At 71.0% G+C, this 18,754-nt stretch carries 17 protein-coding genes; 7 read left to right on the forward strand and 10 right to left on the reverse strand.

Annotated elements, in window-relative coordinates; translation table 11 throughout:
- Positions 1-8: 8 nt before the first annotated feature.
- Complete coding sequence (locus V6U82_RS12515) at positions 9-617, reverse strand: hypothetical protein (RefSeq protein ID WP_334460995.1); 609 nt, start codon at positions 615-617, stop codon at positions 9-11.
- Positions 618-780: 163 nt separating this feature from the next.
- Positions 781-2,184 carry a replicative DNA helicase gene (dnaB, locus tag V6U82_RS12520; RefSeq protein WP_334460996.1) on the reverse strand — a complete coding sequence of 468 codons (1,404 nt, stop codon included), beginning with the start codon at positions 2,182-2,184 and terminating at the stop codon, positions 781-783.
- 397 nt (positions 2,185-2,581) lie between these two features.
- On the opposite strand from dnaB, the gene V6U82_RS12525 reads away from it, so the two are divergent.
- Entirely contained in the window at positions 2,582-4,243 is a 1,662-nt protein-coding gene (locus tag V6U82_RS12525) for a hypothetical protein (protein WP_334460997.1), read from the forward strand.
- A 66-nt stretch (positions 4,244-4,309) separates the two neighbouring features.
- On the opposite strand, the gene rplI is transcribed toward V6U82_RS12525, so the two are convergent.
- From rplI to rpsF, 4 genes are all read right to left on the reverse strand, one after another.
- Positions 4,310-4,756 (reverse strand): 50S ribosomal protein L9, encoded by a 447-nt coding sequence (gene rplI, locus V6U82_RS12530; protein WP_091413477.1) that lies wholly within the window; start codon positions 4,754-4,756, stop codon positions 4,310-4,312.
- A 14-nt stretch (positions 4,757-4,770) separates the two neighbouring features.
- Positions 4,771-5,010 (reverse strand): 30S ribosomal protein S18, encoded by a 240-nt coding sequence (gene rpsR / locus V6U82_RS12535; protein ID WP_013289355.1) that lies wholly within the window; start codon positions 5,008-5,010, stop codon positions 4,771-4,773.
- Positions 5,011-5,051: 41 nt separating this feature from the next.
- Positions 5,052-5,579, reverse strand: a complete 528-nt coding sequence (locus V6U82_RS12540) for a single-stranded DNA-binding protein (protein WP_018788497.1) — start codon at positions 5,577-5,579, stop codon at positions 5,052-5,054.
- A gap of 81 nt (positions 5,580-5,660) precedes the next feature.
- Positions 5,661-5,951, reverse strand: coding sequence for a 30S ribosomal protein S6 (rpsF, locus tag V6U82_RS12545; protein WP_013289357.1), 291 nt, complete (start codon positions 5,949-5,951; stop codon positions 5,661-5,663).
- A 634-nt stretch (positions 5,952-6,585) separates the two neighbouring features.
- Between rpsF and V6U82_RS12550 the strand changes: the two genes are divergently transcribed.
- Positions 6,586-7,368 carry a deoxyribonuclease IV gene (locus tag V6U82_RS12550; RefSeq protein WP_128137518.1) on the forward strand — a complete coding sequence of 261 codons (783 nt, stop codon included), beginning with the start codon at positions 6,586-6,588 and terminating at the stop codon, positions 7,366-7,368.
- On the forward strand, positions 7,365-9,446 hold the full coding sequence (locus tag V6U82_RS12555; protein WP_334460998.1) for a hypothetical protein: 2,082 nt from the start codon (positions 7,365-7,367) through the stop codon (positions 9,444-9,446). Before V6U82_RS12550 ends, V6U82_RS12555 begins: the two co-directional genes overlap by 4 nt.
- Positions 9,447-9,467: 21 nt before the next feature.
- On the opposite strand, the gene V6U82_RS12560 is transcribed toward V6U82_RS12555, so the two are convergent.
- The 3 genes from V6U82_RS12560 to V6U82_RS12570 all read right to left on the reverse strand — a co-directional run bounded on the left by V6U82_RS12560 (position 9,468) and on the right by V6U82_RS12570 (position 14,590).
- Positions 9,468-11,024: a glycosyltransferase family 87 protein gene (locus tag V6U82_RS12560; protein WP_128137517.1), complete on the reverse strand. Its 1,557-nt coding sequence runs from the start codon at positions 11,022-11,024 to the stop codon at positions 9,468-9,470.
- A gap of 120 nt (positions 11,025-11,144) precedes the next feature.
- Entirely contained in the window at positions 11,145-13,949 is a 2,805-nt protein-coding gene (locus V6U82_RS12565; RefSeq protein ID WP_334460999.1) for a transglycosylase domain-containing protein, read from the reverse strand.
- 194 nt (positions 13,950-14,143) lie between these two features.
- Positions 14,144-14,590, reverse strand: a complete 447-nt coding sequence (locus tag V6U82_RS12570; RefSeq protein ID WP_120572536.1) for a DUF5318 domain-containing protein — start codon at positions 14,588-14,590, stop codon at positions 14,144-14,146.
- A 174-nt stretch (positions 14,591-14,764) separates the two neighbouring features.
- Between V6U82_RS12570 and V6U82_RS12575 the strand changes: the two genes are divergently transcribed.
- Both V6U82_RS12575 and V6U82_RS12580 read left to right on the forward strand, forming a co-directional pair.
- Complete coding sequence (locus V6U82_RS12575) at positions 14,765-15,403, forward strand: PadR family transcriptional regulator (protein WP_120572535.1); 639 nt, start codon at positions 14,765-14,767, stop codon at positions 15,401-15,403.
- A gap of 23 nt (positions 15,404-15,426) precedes the next feature.
- Positions 15,427-16,506 carry an inositol-3-phosphate synthase gene (locus V6U82_RS12580; protein WP_128138742.1) on the forward strand — a complete coding sequence of 360 codons (1,080 nt, stop codon included), beginning with the start codon at positions 15,427-15,429 and terminating at the stop codon, positions 16,504-16,506.
- Between the two features lie 65 nt (positions 16,507-16,571).
- Here V6U82_RS12580 and V6U82_RS12585 read toward each other — a convergent pair whose 3' ends face one another.
- Positions 16,572-17,051, reverse strand: coding sequence for a methylated-DNA--[protein]-cysteine S-methyltransferase (locus V6U82_RS12585; RefSeq protein WP_128138743.1), 480 nt, complete (start codon positions 17,049-17,051; stop codon positions 16,572-16,574).
- 67 nt (positions 17,052-17,118) lie between these two features.
- Here V6U82_RS12585 and V6U82_RS12590 point away from each other — a divergent pair, with 67 nt between their 5' ends.
- Together V6U82_RS12590 and V6U82_RS12595 are read left to right on the forward strand one after the other, a co-directional pair.
- Entirely contained in the window at positions 17,119-17,628 is a 510-nt protein-coding gene (locus V6U82_RS12590) for a SigE family RNA polymerase sigma factor (RefSeq protein WP_258545373.1), read from the forward strand.
- Complete coding sequence (locus V6U82_RS12595; RefSeq protein ID WP_334461000.1) at positions 17,625-18,725, forward strand: TolB family protein; 1,101 nt, start codon at positions 17,625-17,627, stop codon at positions 18,723-18,725. The genes V6U82_RS12590 and V6U82_RS12595 overlap by 4 nt, the downstream gene beginning before the upstream one ends.
- The last annotated feature ends 29 nt before the right edge of the window (positions 18,726-18,754 follow it).

Here is an 18,754-nt window from a genome sequence, read left to right on the forward strand (position 1 = left end):
CGCTCAGGTCAGGTTGCTGCGCGCTGCCGGGCGATCATCCGCGCAGCGATCTCCGCCTTACGGGCCAGAGCCGGCACGGCATCCTCGTAGAGCAACCTCGCGATCCGCTCCGCCGGCCCGCACGTGGTCCCCACGTTGAAGATGCTGCGGTGCGGGCGCACCGACAATCCGAGGATGCCGTTGCGCTCCAGGAACGCCACGAAGGCCTCGAGCACGTGCCACCGTCCCACCACTCTGAACTGGGTGAGTGACCGAGTGCTCGGGGCGGGGCGCTGGTAGATGCCGAGGGAGCCGTCACCGTCGACGATGCCCCGCCAGAAGTCGCGTGATCCGACGAGCCGCTCGTCGACGGTCTCTTGGTATCGACCCAACTCGATGAGCCGGTCTGCCAGTCGCTGTGAACGTACGGAGAACTGGCAGGAACCGTGGGTTGGACTGGTCGCCGAGATGCTGTTGTCACATCCCAGGAAGCTGCGGAGCGCGACCAGATGTTCGCGGTCGCGCGTGAGCAGGCCACGTACCGCCGGTGCGGTGACACCGAAATCGGCGGCGATCTGGTTGAGCGACGCTCCACCGAGAAACCTGTGCAGGACCTCGTTTCGTTGGGCGTCCGTCAACGTGCCCGTGCGACGCGGTGGTACTCCGTTACGGCGGAGCACCGCCCGGATCGCTTGCCTCGTCACGCCGTAGCGCACGCCGATGGCGGTGAGACTCTCTCCGTGGACGCGCAGTCGATGATGTCCTCCCGTTGGGAGGGAGTCAGCCGGCGCCCATCGGTGGTCACACGATCGCCATGTCCACGAAGCGCGACAGGTGCAGCTGGGCCGCGACCGTCACCGTGTCCGTCGGCCCATTCCTGTGCTTGGCGATTATGAAGTCCGCCTCGCCTGCCCGCGGCGACTCCTTGTCGTAGTAGTCGTCGCGGTGCAAAAGTATTACAACGTCGGCATCTTGCTCAATTGATCCTGATTCGCGCAAGTCGGACAATTGCGGTCGCTTGTCGGTGCGCTGCTCGGGACCACGGTTCAGCTGACTCACCGCGATCACCGGGCACTCGACCTCCTTGGCCAGCAGCTTCAGGCCACGGGACAGGTCCGCGACCTCCTGCTGCCGGCTCTCGGTGCGCTTCGGCGAGGTCATCAGCTGGAGATAGTCGACGACGATCAGCTTCAGGTCGTGTTTCTGCTTGAGCCGCCGCGCCTTCGCCCGGATCTCCATGAGGTTCATGCTGGGCGTGTCGTCGACGAAGAGCGGTGCCTCGCTGATCTCGCCCATGCAGCGGGCCAGCTTGGTCCAGTCGTCGTCGGAGAGCTGCCCGCTGCGTAGGACGTGCAGCGGTACGCGCGCCTCGGCCGAGAGGAGTCGCATGACGATCTCGACCTTGCTCATTTCCAGCGAGAAGATCGCCGACGCTTGATTCGCTCGAATCGCAGCATTCCGGGCAAAATCCATAGACGCCGTTGATTTTCCGAGACCAGGCCTGCCTGCAACAATAATGAGTTGGCCGGCGTGCAGGCCGTTGAGCAGGCGGTCGAGGTCGGTGAAGCCGGTCGGCACACCCGTCATCACCCCGCCCTGGGCGCCGACCGCCTCGATCTCGTCGAGCGTCGGCTGGAGCATGTCGGCCAGGACGGCGAAGTCCTCGCTGACGCGCTTCTCGGTGATCTCGTAGACGGCCTGCTGGGCGAGGTCGACGATGTCGTCCACGTCGCGGCTGCCGCTCGGGCCGGTGCCGTAGCCGAGCTGCACGATCCGGGTGCCGGCCTCGACCAGCCGGCGGAGCACCGCTCGTTCGCCGACGATGCGGGCGTAGTAGGCGGCGTTCGCGGCGGTGGGCACGCTGGCGATCAGCGTGTGCAGGTAGGGGGCGCCGCCGATGCGGGCGAGGTCGCCGGAGTCGGCGAGCGCGGCCGCCACGGTGATCGGGTCGGCGGGTTCGCCGCGTCCGTAGATGTCCAGGATCGCGTCGAAGATGGTGGCGTGGACCGGGCGGTAGAAGTCGTTGGTCTTCAGGATCTCCACGACGTCCGCGATGGCGTCCTTGGAGAGCAGCATGCCGCCGAGTACGCACTGCTCGGCGGCGACGTCCTGGGGTGGTGTCTTCTCGAACGCCGCATCGCGCGGCCGCGGCTCGGGCGGTTGCCCCCCGGTCCGTTCCGCACGCGTCTCGTCGGTGACCGACACGGGTTCCCCCCTCGCTGCGTCGGATCGAGTCCAGCTGTATCGCCGGGGTATGACAACTCTGCGCCGACCCTCCGGTCGATCGGGGGTCATCGCCCGGCGGTCGGTGGACCACGATACGGAACCCGAGGTCAACCGCTCAACAAGGCCGGTGGATGAGCCTCGGGACAACCTGTGGACGCCTGGGGACAAGCATGTGCGCAGGGTGTGCACAGGGGTGTGGAAAAGTGATGGGGAATTCCGGGCTTATCGCCTCTGACCTGGGCTTTTCCTATCCCCACCCTGTGGACGGAAGATTTCCGGCTGAGCTTTGTCGTCGTTCGTCCCGTACTATCGCTGCGAACGGCGACACCTGGGACAGCGGGTTTACTTTCGGGTTGAGAGAGGTCACGCTCCGGCCGTGAGACACCGGGACTGGGGACGCGGGGAGGACAGCCCGCGCGAGCGACGGCCGAGCGGTTCCTGGGACGAGTCCGCCGGGCCGCGCCGGGTCGACCCGTACGCGCCGGAGGGTTACCGCACGGCGAGCCGGCGGCGGGCGATCGAGCGTGGCCAGGACGAGCCGGTGGAGACGTACCTTCCCCGTTGGGCCCTGGAGTCCGGGGTGAGTCGCGTGGACGGCGGCGGCCGGCATGCCGCGCCGGACGACGACGAGGTGGAGACGCCGTCCTCCGGCGGTGGCCGGCGGGCGGACGCCGGCCCGCGTCGCGATCTGCGCGCGATCGGCGCGGGTCCGTTGTCGGACCACACCGCCGAGTGGACGATGGACGCCCCGCAGGAGCGGGGGTACGTGGGCAACCGGCGCGCGGACGAGGACGACGAGCCGGTGTCGGGGCCGGCGCCCCGGAGTCGTCCGCGTCGGGCGGCGACGCGCCGGCCGCAGGTGACCTGGTCCGGGCTGCCGGAGTCGGCGGGTGCGAGCGAGGGGCCGGCGGGATCGGACGGTGACCGGCCGGTGGGTCGGCGTCGCCGGTCGGCGTCGGGTTCCTCCTGGCCGCCGCCGGCCGGGTCGGACTCCGCCTGGTCGCGGCCGGCGGCCTCGGACGGTGCGTGGTCGCGTTCGGGGACGGATGCCGAGTGGCCGGCGGCGTCGGATGCGGGCCGGTCGGCGGCGACGGCTGCGGAGTCGGAGCCGAGCTGGGGGCAGACGGCGGCGAGGGCGTCGGCGGAGTCAGCGCGGCCGCAACCGGCGGCGGATCCGTGGCAGCGTCGCCGGACGGCTGAGCGTGAGCAGGTGGAGCCGCCCGCCGTCGATCCGTGGGATGCGTCGGGGGTGCACGCCTGGGACCGGCCGGTGCCCGCGAGCCGCCGGGAGCGGGCGGAGAGCCGGTGGGACCGTACGGAGCACACGGGTGAGTGGGACCGGTTCACCGACACCGGTTTCCTGGAGCCGGTGCGGGACACCGGCGACCGGTACGCGCAGGCCGATCCGTGGGACCGTTCGGCGCCGCCGGTGCGGGAGGGCTGGGCGTCACCGGAACGGGCTGAGGCGTTCTGGTCGGGTACCCGGCTCTCCGGTGACGATCCCCGGTGGATGGAGACGCCGTCGACGGCTCCGCGCTCGCCCGCGGTGGCGTACTCGGCGCCGCGTCCGCGTACCGTGCCTCGCCGTGGCCCGGTGGAGCCGGCGCCGTCGACGTTGCGGCGGCGGGTGGAGACGATCGGCGGCGGTTCGTGGGGCCGGCGGCTGGAGGACGACCTGCTGGACCCGGATCCGGGTGGTCCGTTGCGGCCGCTGGTCTACACGGCGGCCTGCTATCTGGTTCCGGCGGTGCTGCTGGTGATCGGTCTGCTGTTCCTGAGCGGTCAGCCTCCGGCGGGGTGCGTCACGGACATCACCGGCGGTGGCTGTGACTCGCCGCGTGCGCACGCGCTGGAGTCGCTGATGTCGGCGGCGCCGCGGTTCGGGCTGGCGATGGTGAGCAGTCTGGTGGTGGCGGTGCTGCTGCGGCGGGTCGGGACGACGTGGCGGTCGGCGACGGTGGCGCTGGCGGCCGCGGTGGTGGGTGGCGGCCTGTCCACCGTGGTGATCAGCGCGGTGACGGGCAGGCCGCTCGGTTGAGCGGCGGGGATGTGGAAAGGCCCGCACCGGCGACCGGTGCGGGCCTTTCGCGTCGTGCTTCGGGTGTCAGCCCTTGACCACGTTCAGGTCGAACTTGGCGGTGACCTCCGGGTGCAGCCGGATGCTGACCGGGTAGGAGCCGAGCGACTTGATGTGGCCGGGCAGCTCCAGCCGGCGGCGGTCCAGGGTCGGGCCGCCGGCGGCCTTGACGGCGTCGACGATCTCGGCCGGGGTGACCGAGCCGAAGAGCCGCCCGCCGTCGCCGGCGCGGGCCTTCAGGTTGACCTTCAGACCCTCGACCTGGGTCTTGACCTCGGTGGCGTGGCCGAGGTCGCGGATCTCGCGGGCCGAGCGGGCCCGCTTGATGACCGTGACCTGCTTCTCCGCGCCCTTGGTCCAGGCGATCGCGAAGCCCTGCGGCAGCAGGTAGTTACGGCCGAAGCCGTCCTTCACCTCGACGATGTCGCCCGGAGAGCCGAGGCCGGACACCTCCTGAGTCAGGATGATCTTCATGTCCGTGCCTCCTCTCAGCGGGTCGTGGCCGTGTACGGCAGGAGCGCCATCTCGCGGGCGTTCTTGACCGCACGGGCGATCTGCCGCTGCTGCTGCGAGGTCACGCCGGTCACCCGTCGAGCGCGGATCTTGCCGCGGTCGGAGATGAACTTGCGCAGCAGCGCGGTGTCCTTGTAATCGATGTAGGTGATCCCGTCCTTGTCGAGCGGGTTCACCTTCTTCTTCGGCTTGCGAAGTGCCGCAGCCTTAGCCATTGCTCGTGCTCCTGGTTTGCGATCGCGGGCGCTCGGCGCCATTAGAACGGAGGCTCCTCGTCGAAGTTTCCGCCCGAACCACCGCGGGAGGGGGCGGGGGCAGCAGAGGCCCAGGGGTCGTCGAAGTTGCCTCCGCCGCCGCCCTGGCCGCCACCACCACCGAAGCCGCCGCCACCGCCACCGGAGCGGGACATCTTCTGCACCTTCGCCGTGGCGTAGCGCAGCGACGGGCCGATCTCGTCGACCTCCAGCTCGATGACGGTGCGCTTCTCACCCTCGCGGGTCTCGTACGACCGCTGGCGCAGTCGGCCGGACACGATCACGCGAGCGCCGCGCTGCAGCGACTCGGCGACGTTCTCGGCGGCCTGGCGCCAGACCGTGCACGAGAGGAACAGCGGCTCGCCGTCCTTCCACTCGCCGGAGGCCTTGTCCATGAACCGGGGCGTCGAAGCGACCCGGAACTTGGCGACCGCCGCGCCGGAGGGGGTGAATCGCAACTCGGGGTCATCGGTCAGGTTGCCGATGACCGTGATGGTGGTGTCTCCTGCCATGACCATCTCCTCGCGCACTCATCTTTGTGCCGTTCAGGCTCTCAGAGCCGTACGACAGCGTGGATGAGGCTTGTGATCCGGACGTCCGGGTCTAGATGCTCAGCGCATCTCCGGGCGGATGACCTTGGTGCGCAGCACCGACTCGTTGAGTCGGAGCTGACGGTCCAGCTCGCCAACGGCCTCCGGCGTCGCCTGGAGGTCGATGACGGCGTAGATGCCCTCGGCCTTCTTGTTGATCTCGTACGCGAGGCGCCGGCGGCCCCACACGTCGGTCTTCTCCACCGAGCCACCCGCGGTCCGGATCACGTTCAGGTACGTGTCGAGCGACGGGGCGACGGTGCGCTCCTCGAGGCTGGGGTCGAGGATCACCATGACTTCGTAATGACGCAAGACGTGCTCACCTCCTGTGGGCTAAGCGGCCACGGTCCTTCCGTGGCAGGAGGTCGTGCGTCGTTGCCCGCGCCGGTGCCGGGGGAACCCGGCCGGACACACGGACAACCGGACCAGGATAGCCGGTCCGGACGATCATGGCCGGGCCGGTGGTCCCGGTGAGCCGGGTGCGGCGACAGGGGCCCACCTCCGGCGAGCCGGCAGGTGGACCCCTGTCCACGGGACCGCGGGGCGTCCCGTCCGCATTCCTTGGGTGGGACCTGGGGAGGAACGACCACACCGATGAGGTTGGATCGAAGACGCCCCGCGGAGCTTTATCGTGTTGTCACCTGGTCTGACCATACAATGGCTCTCGTCACCACTTGGGGTAAATGGAGGAATTGGTCCTACTGCTGGCCTCCCGTACCGGGATGACGAGCGGATCCCGCCCCGTCGTGCCGGGCCGCACGGCGGGGCGTCCCGTTTCCGGGGGTCCACCCTCGCCCGTCCGTGCTGTGGACCACGTTCGGGCGGAGCGTCGACCATCGATCCCACCTCGGACAACGACCGCCGGGCCGGGTGGTGACGCGTTCGACCCGCCGGGCGCCTCGCGCGAGCGCGCCGACCGTCCCAGGCGCGACGTAGGCTGCCCTGCATGCGAATCGGAGCCCACGTCGACCCGACCGACCCGCTGGCCGAGGCGGCCGCCCGGCAGGCCGAGGCGGTCCAGTTCTTCCTGGCCGACCCGCAGGGCTGGAAGGCCCCGAAGCCGCGCGAGGACGCCGAGCGCCTGCGTTCCGCCGACGTCGACCTCTACGTGCACGCGCCGTACGTGATCAACGTGGCCACGCTCAACAACCGGATCCGCATCCCCAGCCGCAAGCTGCTGCTCGCCCACGCCACCGCCGCGGCGGACGTCGGGGCCAAGGGGCTGATCGTCCACGGCGGCCACGTCAACGCCGGCCACGACGTCGCCGTCGGCTTCGACAACTGGCGCAAGACCTTCGCGTACGCGGCGGACTCGGGCGGCTTCCCGCTGCCGGTGCTGATCGAGAACACCGCCGGCGGCGACAACGCCTGCGCCCGGCATCTCGACTCGCTGGCCCGGCTCTGGGACGCGCTCGGCGACCACGAGGTCGGCTTCTGCCTGGACACCTGCCACGCGTACGCGGGCGGCGAGGAACTGCTGGGCCTGGTCGACCGGGTGAAGGCGATCACCGGCCGGATCGACCTGATCCACGCCAACAACTCCAAGGGCGCGTTCAACTCCGGCCAGGACCGGCACGACAACCTGACCGGCGGCACCATCGACCCGGAGCTGCTGGTGGCGGTGATCCGCGCGGCGGGCGCGCCGGTGATCGTGGAGACCCCCGGTGGCGTCGAGGGTCAGACCGCCGACATCGCGTTCCTGCGCGGGCAGCTGGGCGCGGCGGCGTGACGACCGAGCAGTCCGGCACCACCGGCCGCCCCGGCGCCGAGCCCCTCCCGGACGGGACGGGCACGCAGGACCGGCCGGACGAGACGGCCGGGGCGGCCCCGCCCGGCGAGGGTGGTACGGCCGGGAGCGCATCCGGCAAGGACGACACGGAGAAGGCCGGGGCGAACCCTTCCGACGGGGCCGGGAGCGCCGGGGACAGCTCCGTCAGCGACGACGCCACCGGGAAGAAGGCCGACGCCCGGGACGACGCCACCGGAGAGAAGGCCGGCGCCGGGGACAAGAGCGCAACGGGTACGGCCGGCGACGAGCCCGCCGATCCCTGGTCCGCGTTCGGGCCCGCGCCGGAGCCGGTGCTCGGCCGGGCCCGCCGGGCCGTCCGCGCGGTCGGCCGGTTCCTGGTGCACGAGTGGACGCTCGCCGCCGTCGCCGCGCTGGCGCTGGCCGCGGCGATGACCTGGCCCACGTTGCGCTATCCGCGGCACACGCTGCCGCAGGACTACTGGGATCCGAGCCTGCAGGCGTGGCAGATGGCGTGGTCCGGCCACATCCTGCGGACCGACCCGGCGATGCTGTGGCACGCGAACACGTTCTATCCGGAGAACTGGAGCTTCGCGTTCTCCGACACGCTCCTCGGGTACGCCCCGGCCGGCCTGATCGGGGCCGGTCCGGAGCACGCCGTGCTGCGCTACAACATCATGTTCGTGCTGGCGCACGCGCTCGCCGCGTTCGGCGCGTACGTGCTGGCCCGGCAGCTCGGCGCGGGCCGCATCGGCGGCGCGGTGGCCGGGGCCAGCTTCGCCTACGCGCCGTGGCTGCTGGCCCAGGCGGGGCACCTGCACATCCTCTCCAACGGCGGCATCCCACTGGCGCTGGCCATGCTGGCCCGGGGTCACGGCTGGTCGCTGCGGTACGGCTACCGGCCGCGCCGCCGGCACGCGGGCTGGGCGTTCGCCGGGTGGCTGGTGGCCGCGTGGCAGCTCAGCCTGGGGTTCGGCATCGGGTTGCCGTTCGCGTACATGCTGGCCGGGACCGGTGTGGTCGCGGTGGTGCTGTGGTTCGTGCGGCGGCGCCGGGTGAAGCGTCCGTTCGGGCGGCGGCTGTTCCTGGCCGACGTGTTCGGCGGGCTCGCGTTCGCCGCGGTGGGCGCGGCGCTGGCGGTGCCGTACTTCAAGGTCGCCGAGCTGCACCCGAACGCGGAGCGGACGCTCGGTGACATCGGGCTCTACTCGCCGCCGGTGAGCGGGTTCTTCACCGCGCCGGCCGAATCCCGGGTCTGGGGCGGGCTGCACGAGGGCGCCCGGGCCGTGCTGCCCTGGCACCCGGAGATGACGCTGCTGCCGGGCTTCGCGCTCTACGCGCTCGCCGCCGGTGGCCTGTTCTTCTCGGTCTGGCGGGTCCGGCACCGGATCTTCCTGCTCGCCGGGGTGCTCGTGACGATGGCGCTGGCGATGGGCACCCGGTTCTTCGGCGGCCGGTTCACCTACGTGCCGTTGTTCGACTACCTGCCGGGCTGGAGCGGGCTGCGCACGCCGGGCCGGATGATGCTCTGGACCACGCTGCTGCTGGGTCTGCTCGCGGCCGGCGCGGTCACCGCGTTCTGCATGCGGGTACGCGAGCTGGCCGCCGAACGGGTGCCGCCGTGGCCGGGCCCGTGGCTGCGCCTGGCCACGCTGCTGCCGTTGGCGCTGGTGCTCGTGGAAGGGCTGAACGCGACGCCGCAGCCGGTGGTGCCGCGGCAGCCGGCGGCGATGCGGACCGTCGACGGCCCGATGCTGGTGCTGCCGAGCAGCCAGAACCTCGACCAGCCGGTGATGCTCTGGTCCACCGACCGGTTCCAGCCGATGGTCAACGGCGGCAGCGGTTTCACGCCGCGTTCCCAGGCCCGGATCCGCGAGGCGACAGTGAGCTTCCCGGACTACGCGAGCGTCGACTACCTGCGGCAGATCGGGGTGAAGAACGTGGTCGTGCTGCGCGACGAGCTGGCGGGCACCCCGTGGGAGGGGATGCTCGACCGGCCGGTCGACACGCCGGGCGTGACCCGGGAGCAGGTCGGCGAGGCGGTCGTGTTCCGGCTGTAGACCGGAACACGACCGTCTCGGTCACACCGGAACGGGTTCGGCGGGCCGTTCGGCGGCACGCGCGCGCCAGCGTTGATGCCAGGGCGCGTCGGGCGCGCCGTCGAGCACCCCGCCGTCCGGGTCGTCGGCGTAGGTGTGCCGGACGACGTCCAGTTCGGGCCGCATGATGTCCCGGATCACGAACCCGCAGAGCACCGCCACGGTGATCAGGCGCAGGCTCGACGCCAGCACGAAGACGCCCTCGGGGAAGACCGGCCGGGACATGGCCGTGCCGAGCAGTTCGCCGTAGAACGCGGCGAAGTAGCAGACCTCGGCGACCTGCCAGGCCAGGAACGCGCCCCAGCGCGGCCGGGCGAGCACCGCGAGCGGCAGCAGCCAGAGCACGAACTGCTGGGACCACACCTTGCTGAAGATGAGGAACGCGGCGACCACCAGGAAGGCGAGCTGGGCCAGCCGGGGGCGGCGCGGCGCGAGCAGCGCCAGTCCGGCCACGCCGAGGCAGGCCAGGCCGAAGAGGAGATACGACAGCCAGTTGAGGGTGGAGATGTTCGCGTTGAGCCACTCGAAGGGCCCGAGCTGGCCGGGCGAGGACGGGCTGATCCGGCCGTCCAGGTAGCGGCCGATGTACCAGAGCGTGCCCCAGTCGATGGGACGTGTGGTGTTCAGGTCGAAGAAGCGTTCCCAGTTCTCCCGGTAGGGGATCGCCACCGGCAGATTCACCGCCACGAGCGTCACCAGCGCGGTCGCCGTGGCGACGAGCCCGGCCGGCATCTTGCCGGCGCGCAACGCGAGGACCAGGATCGGGCCGAGGAGGAACAGCGGCCACATCTTGGCCGCGCCGCCCAGTCCGATGAGGACGCCCGCCACGCCGGGCAGCAGGAGCGCGTACCGGTCGGGCCGGGCGCGCGCCCAGGCCAGCAGGCCGAACGCGGCCAGGCCGATGGCGAGCAGATCCCAGTTGACGGTGGCGGTGAGCACGAGCGCCGGGGAGAGCGCGAACAGCGCGGCGTCCCAGGGTCGGCGTCGGCGCAGGCTGAGGATCACCGCGACGGTGGCGACCGCGAGCGCGCCGAGTACCAGCGCGTTCAGGTTGTAGAACCACTGGCCCTGGTTGATGGCGGGGTTGTCGGCGCCGAGGGCATGCACCGGCAGGCCGAGAGCGCCCATGAAGTAGCCGGTCAGCACCGGGTACTCCACCGGGTGGTCGGCGTAGGGCACCTTGCCCTCGTTGAGCCCCTCGGCGTAGTAGAGCGCCAGCACGTCGGTGTAGCACATCCGGGTGTACTGGACGTTGTTCTGCCAGGCGCCGTCCTGGCAGGGCGACTTCTGCACCCAGTGCAGGGCCAGCGTCAGGCACACCAGGGCCAGCACGATCCGGCCGGCGGTCCAGAACCGGCTCTCCCGGCCGGCGGGCCGGTCGAGGGCGGCGGCGTGGTCGCCGAGCGGCCCGCCGATCAGACCGGAGGCGCCCCGGACGAACCAGTCCGAGCGGGACGGATGGTCCACCGTCTCTGCGGATCGTGGCGACGCCTCGGACGCGCCGGGCTCATCGATGCCTGCGGGCGACTGGGTGCTCATGGAGAGGCATCCTGCCGTACACCGGGGGTCGCCGTCCCGTCGCGCGCGGAGAAATTCCGGTACGCGAAACGCGGCGGCGGCCGGACCCGAGGTCCGGCCGCCGTCGTCAGGTGGTACGTGTCAGTTCTGTCGTGTCGGTGGTGTGCTGGGTAGCAGCCCGCCGCCGCCACCGCCGCCGCCACCGGGGCGTCCGCCGCCGCCGGGGAGCCCGCCCCCGCCGGGCGTTCCACCCTGGTCACCGCCGCCGGGGTTGCCACCTCCGGGCGTGCCGCCCGGGCAGAACAGGCCCAGCGGGTCGCAGTTCGGGCCACCCGGCTGGCCGGGCTCGTTCGGCGGCGGCGGGGCCTCGCCGTTGCCGGTGTCGTCCTCGCCGACGTTCGCCGCGGGCGGGAACTCCTCCTTGTCCTTGCCCTTGAGCGCGTCGTTCATGAAGCGCTGGAAGATGTCACCCGGCATCCGGGCGCCACTGATGTCCCGGCCGTCCTTGTACTTGATCGCCTTGCGGTCCTTGACGTTGCCGACCCAGACCGCGGTGGCGAGCTGCGGCGTGTAGCCGATCATCCAGGCGTCACCGTTGGCGGTCGTCTTGTCGTTGAGTTCCCAGGTACCGGTCTTCTCGGCGACCTGACGGCCGTCCTCGAGGCGCTTGTTGATCTGGCCCGGGTACTGCTTCAGCACGGACGTGACGTCGGCGACGATCTCCTTGTCGATCCGCTGCTGCCCCTTGAGCTTCTCCGCGCCGACCAGGTCCCACTTACCGGTTACCGGGTTCTGCTTCTCCACCTTCCGGACGAAGTGCGCCTTGTGGTAGACGCCCTGGTTGGCGAAGGTGGCGACGCCGTTGGCATGGTCGAGCACGGTGATCGGGTACTGGCCGTAGCCGAGGACGTGGAAGAACGGCGACGGCGCGAGATCCTTCGGGTCGGCCTTGGTCAGGTCGTGCGCCTTGGCCGGGTTGGTGTCGGTCTGCCACATGGTGGTGACGCCGGCCTGCTTGGCCATGTCGAGCACCTTGTCCGGGCCGATCTTCTCGGTGATGTAGTAGAACGGCACGTTCAGCGACTTGAGCGTCGACAGTTCGAGCGTGCAGGAGTCACCGCAGGAGACCTTGTCCGCGCCGGCGTTGCTGACCTTGAACTTGGTGCCCTTCGGCGTGAACGCCGTGCCCTTCCATCGGGACTTGAGCGAGATGCCTTCCTTCAGCGCCGCCGCGAGCGTGTAGATCTTGAAGCTCGAACCCGGCGAGTGACCGCCGCTGACCACGCCGTTGTCGACGTTCTTCCCGGCGTAGTCGGTGCCGGTGCCGTTGTCGCCGCCGTAGTAGGCGAGCACGCGCCCGGTCTGCGGGTCGATGGACACCACGGCGGCCATCAGGTTGGACGGCTGGCCGGCGAGTTCGGAGCCCTTCTTGGCCCGCTGGGCCGCGTCGAGCGCCGCCTCCTGCATCTTCTTGTTGATGGTGGTGGTGATCTTGTAACCACCCCGGCTCAGCGCCTTGGCGCACAGCGGCTTCTTGTCGGTCGCCTCGGCCTCGTTGTCGGTGCAGAGCTTCATCTCGCGCAGTTCCTGCGAGACATAGTTGACGATGTTGCCGTACGGGGTGTCGATGCCGAAGCCGCCACCGCTGTTCTTCGACGGCTTCGCGATGTTCGTCGGGTACTCGGTGGGGTGCGCCGGCATGTTCGGCGCGTCCAGCCACTTCTCCGTGATCATGCCGTTGATCACGTAGTTCCACCGGTCCAGCGCGGCGGTCGGGTTGATCGCCGGGTCGTAGCCCTGGTGGGTGGCGCTCGGCTCCGGCTGCTTGATCAGCGCCGCGAGCACAGCGGCCTCGGCTACGGTCAGGCTCTTGACGTCCTTGCCGAAGTAGGTCCGTGCCGCCGCCTGGATGCCGTACGCGCCGCGGCCGAAGTAGATGATGTTCAGGTAGTGCTGCATGATCTCGCGCTTGTCGTACGTGTCGTTCAGCTTGGAGGCGAGGATCGCCTCCTTCACCTTGCGGCCGTACGTGTCCTGGTTCAGGTTCTCGAACGCGTTGCGCGCGTACTGCTGGGTGATGGTCGAGGCACCCTGCTTGTCGCCGCCGGTGAGGTTGTTCCACGCGGCCCGGGCGATGCCCTTGTAGTCCACACCGGAGTGCTCGTAGAAGTTCCGGTCCTCCGCCGCGGCGACCGCGTGCTGGACGTGCTCCGGGATCTGGTCGATGGTGACCAGCTGGCGGTTCTGGTCGCCGATCCGGGCGATGGCCGTCTTGCCGCTCGAGTCGTAGATGGTGGTGGACAGCGGCGGGATGGTGTCCTCCGGGAGCACCACCTTGGTGGAGTACCAGGTGAAACTCACCACGCCGATGCCGGCGAGCATGATGAACACGGCGAAGCCGGCGATCAGGATGTTGATCCGGCGGCGCTTCTTCGCCCGCGCCGGGTCCTCGCCGCGGCCACGCCGGCCGGGGCCGGTCGGGCCGCCGGGACCTCCGCCGGAGGCGCCGGGCACCCGGGCGCGGCCACCGACCGCTGCCGCGCCGACGCTCGCGCGTCCGCCCACGCTGGCACGCCCGCCGACGCTCGCCGCGCCCACCGAGGCACGCCCGGCCGGTGCGGCCGGGGAGACCGGCACCGACGCCCGGCCGGCGCCCGCGCGCCCGGAGACGGCGGGTGCCGGCGAGACGGGCACCGAGGCGCGTCCGCCCGTACCGGCCCGGCCGACCGAGGCCGAGCCGGACACTCCGCGCGGCACCGGAGCGGCGCCGCCGACCGAGGCCCGGCCACCCGCGCCGTACGGTGTCGCGGAGGCGCGCGCCGAGGGGCCGGCCTCAGCCGTGCCGGACCAACCGTTCCCGCCCCGGCTCCCTTCGGAACCGGGGTCGCCGTTCGGGCCCGGGATCTGGGCCCGCCCACGCGAAGAACTGGGATCGCCGTAGTTCATTCCTCACACCCTGCCGGTCGCGGTGGGGCGCGGGGGCGCCGCCACCGGGTTGCCGTGAGCTGGAACACGGGACGTTACCCGCCGGTGGTACCGGCGCGTGCCCGTAAAATCCGACCTATTCGGACTAATTACGCTTAAGGGCTGTCGATCCTGCCGCCCGGGGAATGGGCCGGCAGCGATCGGAACAGCCGCGTTCACCGTTGCGCCTCTCGCCTTCGCCGAGGGGTGGAGCCGTTGGCCGCGACCGACTCGTCCGCGTCCTCCGCCTCGCCCGCGAGACCGTCCCGGCCGAGCAGGAACTGCTCGACGAGATGGTTCCAGTCGCAGCCGGGGCAGACCTCCACCACGAACACCTGGAACTCACGCAGCGTCATGGCCAGGACGGGCAACTCGGCCCGGGTACGCGCCTGGCCGGCCGACTGCTTGAGTTCGTCACCGTAAATGTAGTGGACGTGGATCAGGTTCTCGCTGCGGCAGATCGGGCAGCGGTGGTCGGTCGGCTCGCCGTGGAAACGAGCAGCGTTCTTCAGGTACGGCGAGGCGTCGCAGACGTCGTACGTGCCGACCCGCCCGGCGAGCAGTTCACGCAGCACAGCCCGCTTCTGGAGCGAGTAGTCGACGACCTGGCGCTGCGTACGCATGCGGCAAAGGGTACGCGCTCCGGCGAACCCAGGCGACCACGGTCACGATCCGTGAGGGCCGCGTCGCGTAAGCAGGGGTTTGCCCCACCCTCGCCTCTCCGCTAACGTGCGATGTATCGGTCCGATACATCGCGGTGGTTAGCGCTCCGCGCAGGGGGAAAGAAGGGATGGCCCGTGCTCGAGCTCGCCATCCTCGGCCTCCTGCAGGAGGCGCCCATGCACGGCTACGAGCTGCGCAAGGAGCTGACCGCCAAGCTCGGCGCCATCCGGGCGGCGATCAGCTACGGCTCTCTCTACCCGACCCTGCGCCGGCTGCAGGCGGCGGGATGGATCGCCGAAGCCGCCGAGACACCCGCGACCGCCGAGGAGGTACCCGCGCTGACCAGCCGACGCGGTCGGGTGGTCTACACCATTACCGCGGAGGGCAAGGAACGCTTCGCCCAGCTCATAGCGCAGGCTGGACCCGAGACGTACGACGACACGGGCTTCGGCGTGCACTTCGCGTTCTTCGCCCGGACCGACCAGGCCACCCGGCTCCGGATCCTGGAAGGTCGTCGCCGCAAGATCGAGGAACGTCGCGAAGGTCTTCGTGACGTGCTCGGCCGGGCAGCCGAGCGCCTCGACGCGTACACCCTGGAACTGCAACGCCACGGGCTCGACGCCTGTGAGCGCGAGGTCCGCTGGCTGGAGGAGCTCATCGCCAACGAGCGCTCCGGCCGGGCCCCGGCCGACCCGCGACCCGGGACGGCCGGTGGCCGAGGAGACAACGACAGCCCGCCCACGCCTGGAACGTCCAGGACAGAGCGGCCGTGATGAAGAAGAAGGAGGCAGACGCTATGGGCTCCGTCCGCGTCGCCATCGTCGGTGTGGGTAACTGCGCCTCGTCCCTCGTACAGGGCGTGGAGTACTACCGGAACGCCGACCCGAACGACCGCGTCCCGGGTCTCATGCACGTCACCTTCGGCGACTACCACGTCTCGGACGTGAAGTTCGTCGCGGCGTTCGACGTGGACGCCAAGAAGGTGGGCATGGACCTCGCAGAGGCGATCGTCGCCAGCGAGAACAACACGATCAAGCTCTGCGACGTGCCGCCGACCGGCGTCACCGTGCAGCGCGGCCCGACCTTCGACGGTCTCGGCCAGTACTACCGCGAGATCGTCGAGGAGTCGGACGCCACGCCCGTCGACGTGGCGCAGGCGCTGCGCGACGCGCAGGTCGACGTGGTCGTCTCCTACCTCCCGGTGGGCTCGGAGGAGGCCGACAAGTTCTACGCCCAGGCCGCGATCGACGCCGGCTGCGCGTTCGTGAACGCCCTGCCGGTCTTCATCGCCTCCGACCCGGAGTGGGCGAAGAAGTTCACCGACGCCGGTCTGCCGATCGTCGGCGACGACATCAAGAGCCAGGTCGGCGCCACCATCGTGCACCGCGCCCTGGCGAAGCTCTTCGAGGACCGCGGGGTCGAGCTGCTGCGCACGTACCAGCTCAACTTCGGCGGCAACATGGACTTCATGAACATGCTGGAGCGCAACCGCCTGGTCTCGAAGAAGATCTCGAAGACCCAGTCGGTGACCTCCCAGATCCCGCACGAGATGAGCAAGAGCGACGTGCACATCGGCCCGTCCGACCACGTGCCGTGGCTGGACGACCGCAAGTGGGCGTACATCCGCCTGGAGGGCCGCTCCTTCGGTGACACCCCGCTCAACGCGGAGCTGAAGCTCGAGGTGTGGGACTCGCCGAACTCGGCCGGTGTCATCATCGACGCCGTCCGCGCCGCGAAGATCGCGCTGGACCGGAAGATCGGTGGCCCGATCCTCTCCGCCTCCTCGTACTTCATGAAGTCCCCGCCGGAGCAGTACGCCGACCACGACGCGCACGCCGCCGTCGAGGCGTTCATCGCCGGCGAGATCGAGCGCTGACGCAAGCACGAGCAAGAGAAAGAAGGCCGGGTCCGCGCGGACCCGGCCTTCTTCCTTCGCGTACGTCAGGACCAGGCGCGCCGCAGCGCCACTGACGCCTCCAGCTCCAGCAGCGTCACCTTGCGCGGCAGCCCGCCACCGAAGCCGACCAGCTTGCCGCCCGCGCCGACGATCCGGTGACAGGGCACGATCACCGGCACCGGATTGCGGTTGCAGGCCACCCCGACCGCCCGGGCGCCGCCGGGATCGCCGACCGCCTTCGCCACCTCGCCGTAGGTCTTCGTCTCCCCGTACGGGATGCGGGTCATCTCCCGCCACACCGCGCGCTCGAACTCCGAGCCCCGGGGCGCCGACACCGGCACCGTGAACTCGGTCAACTCACCGGCGAAGTAGGCCCGCAGCTCCGCCACCGCCAGCCGGGCCACCGCGTCACCGGGCTCGCCGGCCGCCCCGTCCACCCGGCCGAAGTGCGCGCCGCGCACCGCGTCGTCGTCGGTGCCGACGGAGAACTCCCCGATCGGTGAGTGGAGCACGGTCCAGCGCATGTCACCCATTGTCGCGCGGTGGGCAAAGATTTCCCCGCCCCGGGCGTCCCAGATACGGAGGTGGACGGTGGCGGAGGTCGACGGGGAGTTCACCGCGTTCGTCAACGAGCGGGGAGCGGCTCTGCTGCGGGTCGCGTACGCGCTGGCCGGCAGCCAGCACGCGGCGGAGGATCTGCTGCAGAACGCGCTGGCCAAGGCGTACGTCCGCTGGCCCCGGATCCACGGCGACGCGGAGCCGTACGTGAAGCGGATCCTCTACCACGACCAGGTCTCCGGCTGGCGGCGACGGGCGCGGCGGGCGGAGGTGCCGGTGGCCGAACTGCCGGAGCGACCGGCCGCCGGCGACGACAGCGACCTGCGGCTGCTGGTGCGGGACGCGCTACGGGCACTGCCGCCACGCCAGCGGGCCGTGCTCACCCTGCGCTACCTGGAGGACCTGAGCGTCGAGCAGACGGCCGCGCTGCTCGGTTGCCGCCCCGGCACCGTGGCCAGCCAGAGCACCAAGGCGCTGGCCCGGCTCCGGAAGCTGGTGCCGGGGCTCGACGAGCTGACGAACCGGACGGAGGTGACCCGATGAGCACGTCACTGGACGAGACGCTCCGGACGGCCGTACACGATCTCGCCGACGGCGCCGCGCCCGCACCGGACCTGGCGTCGCGCGCGCTCGGCCGGGGCCGTCGGCTGCGCCGTCGCCGGCGTGCCGGCGCGGCGGCTGCCGTGCTCGTCGCAGTGGTCGCCGTGGCCCTGCCGTTCGTCCTGCTCCGTCCGCGCCCCGCTCCGCCGCCGACCGCGCCGCCGGTCACCGTCGACCCGTCGCCGGTCGTCCGGTCGGCGCCCGGACCGGACTGGGCGGACGGACCGCTGGTGCTGCCCGGCGACTGGGTGGTCACCGGCACACGGGCGCGGACGGGCACCGCCGGGCCGTCGTACCTGCTCGACCGGGGACGCGGCCGGTACTTCGGCAACGCCCGCTACGACGCCGTTCTGCCCGCACCCGCCGGTTCGCTGGTGGCGGTCTGGGACGACGACCGGCCCCGGCAGGTCGGCCTGGTCGATCTGGCCCGGGGAACCACCAGCTGGTACGAGCCGGGCCGCGCGCTCGGCTCGCCGAACTGGTCGCCGGACGGCCGCAGCCTGCTGTTCACCAGTGAGCGGGTCGGTCATTCCGGTTTCGTCGTGCTGAGCGCCGATGGCACCACGCGCTCCCACGCCGTCGACACCACCCGCTACCCGTGCACCGACTACTGCTTCTTCCTCTGGACGCGGGACGGGCGGGAGGTGCTGCTCCAGCAGACCGACCCGAGCCGTCCCCGGTCCGAGTCGGTCCGGCACCTCCGGCGGGGCGTCCAGTTCTTCGCCGCGGACAGCGGCCGGCCCACCCGCTTCGAGCCGCTGCCGGGCGACCCGGCCGGGCCGTGGGCCTGGTCACCGGACGGGAAACTGGTGGTGGTGCAGGGGCAGACGGAGCCGCTGCTCGTGGAGGCGGCGACCGGCCGGGTGGTGAATCCGCTGCCGGTGGCCGACGTCGTCTGGGTCGGTGACGACCGCCTGCTCTACCGTCGTCCGTACGGGTCGCGAGAATTCGTGCTCGCCGACACCACCGGCCGCGAACTCGTGCGTCAGCCACTGCCGGAGGACTTCTCCCTCGCCGAGGTGACGATCGCGCCGCGCTGACCCGCCGCTGAACGTCCGCTGAGCAAAGT

Origin of the sequence: Micromonospora sp. CPCC 205554, from assembly GCF_036902745.1 — a bacterium.
Classification (GTDB): Bacteria; Actinomycetota; Actinomycetes; order Mycobacteriales; family Micromonosporaceae; genus Micromonospora; species Micromonospora tulbaghiae.